1 protein-coding gene and 1 pseudogene are annotated in these 1,752 nt (G+C 54.6%); one reads left to right on the plus strand and one right to left on the minus strand.

Annotated elements, in window-relative coordinates:
- Positions 1–264: pseudogene (locus MKK70_RS14820) on the plus strand (hypothetical protein); the annotation flags it as partial.
- A 1,125-nt stretch (positions 265–1,389) separates the two neighbouring features.
- On the opposite strand, the gene MKK70_RS14825 reads toward MKK70_RS14820, so the two are convergent.
- Positions 1,390–1,752 (minus strand): hypothetical protein (locus MKK70_RS14825; RefSeq protein WP_243948655.1); only part of this gene is annotated, 363 nt, incomplete at its 5' end.

Raw genomic sequence — 1,752 nt, forward strand, 5'->3', positions numbered from 1 at the left:
GATCGGCTTCCTCGATCAGTGAGCCTCATGGCCAAGAGCACGCCCCTACAGCGGATCGCCGACGCGCTGCAGGTCTCGCTGACCGTTCTGTATCAATCGCAGAACGCGATCGAAGCGGTATCCAAGCCCGTGGAGCAGACAAAGGCTAATGGCGGCTTCGAACGTGAATGCTACGCGCTGATCCAGGCTTTCATGCGGATTTCCGATCCTGAAGAACGTCTCCGGATCTTGACCCTTGTGCAGGCGTCAGCCGATCCAGCATGAGACGCAAAGCATCCAAGTTTGGAAGGCCGCGTCTGTAGACTGGCCGATCACGACGCTGGTTGGGCCCGCGGGATTGCACCGGACCCGAGGCAGACTCATGCAACGTCGTCACGGCTGCACATCATTTCGGTGCTCGGTATGATGTACCTGAAAATGGTGGTATGGCGGTGAGCCCTGATGCCAACTACTCACCGCCTGATTTAAGCCCTAGGGGCAATGCTTCTGCAACAAACTGGCCTTCCCACTACCAAGGGTCAATTTGTGAGTTCTTCCCAAGCTAGTCCAAAGAAGGCTTCTACATGCTCGCGTAGACCACGCGGGGATACTCGGAGACGTATGCAGGACGGGACAGGGGCGGTGCATTTCACCAAGCGTAAAAGAGCGTCGTAAGCCTTTTGGATGTTCGTGGGCGACGGTTCGATATCAGCGCGAACGAGTGCACCGGCTGCAGTATGCCAAAGGGGCGCCTCGGTGCTCTGTAGTGCCTCGTCAATGCCGTACCGATGCAAGGCGGAGAGGCCTGAAGGAACATCGTTTATGAGTGTGACCCCGAAATCTGGGCGATTGGGGTCGAGCCAGACAACTACGGCACCTTCAAACGGCTTTGACATCAGGATCACATCCTCAGTGGCTAAAACCGATTTCTCAATACACGAATTCAGCCTCAGGTTGCGCTCGCTAGTGGGGCGTGTAGTTTCTCGGTTAAGCTTTAGTAACCATCAAATGTGGCATTCAAGGAGAAGCTACGCGTTTGAGCCGCTAGTCATCAGCTGCTTCACGAACTGTTTTATCCGCCCATCGTACCTAGGCCAGCGTGGCACTGCTTGACATGGTGGTGACGCTCTCATCTGTAAGTGCGATCTCGGCCTCAATCGTACGAACATGCTTGGCGGTTAAATGCGCTGCTTTCCGCGTTCCCCGCGGGCGTCATCTTCGGGAGCAGGAATGCCCATCAGGACCCGTAAGGGGTTCGTTCGCACCATGCGGATCTTCCCCGATACCGGCCCGCAGCCAATGCAAACCGCATACGTCCAGCGAGCCCATAAATTCTCGTTTTGCCGATCGACCCCTTGCTGTCTGATACGAGCCTTCTCAATCAATGCTCGGATCTCAGCGGCCTTTTCGTCACCGACAGATTTTCTCTGTTGGTCCGTAACGGACGGCTTTTGAATTTCCTGTGCCGAGGTAGGCGAAGCAGCTACAATCATCCCGGCAAAAGTTAGCAAACCTGTACGCATAAGTTTCTCCTGCCCTTTTGGCTTTGATCACCAAAACGATGACATGACGAGCCAGGAAATAGGAAAGTTTCAGCCTTTGCAGAAAACCAACAATTATCAATATTTCTCTTACCGCCAAGTTCAGTAGAAATCTTTTCAAACTTGCCCTGAAATGTAGCTGGTCGACAGCAATCGTGACTGAGGAACGATCGGATCGTGCCTGTGGTTTCCCGCCGTGGCACCAACCCGGTGCCGCTGCAAGGAACCGGCC

The organism is Methylobacterium sp. E-041 (assembly GCF_022829665.1).
In the GTDB taxonomy this organism is placed as follows: domain Bacteria; phylum Pseudomonadota; class Alphaproteobacteria; order Rhizobiales; family Beijerinckiaceae; genus Methylobacterium.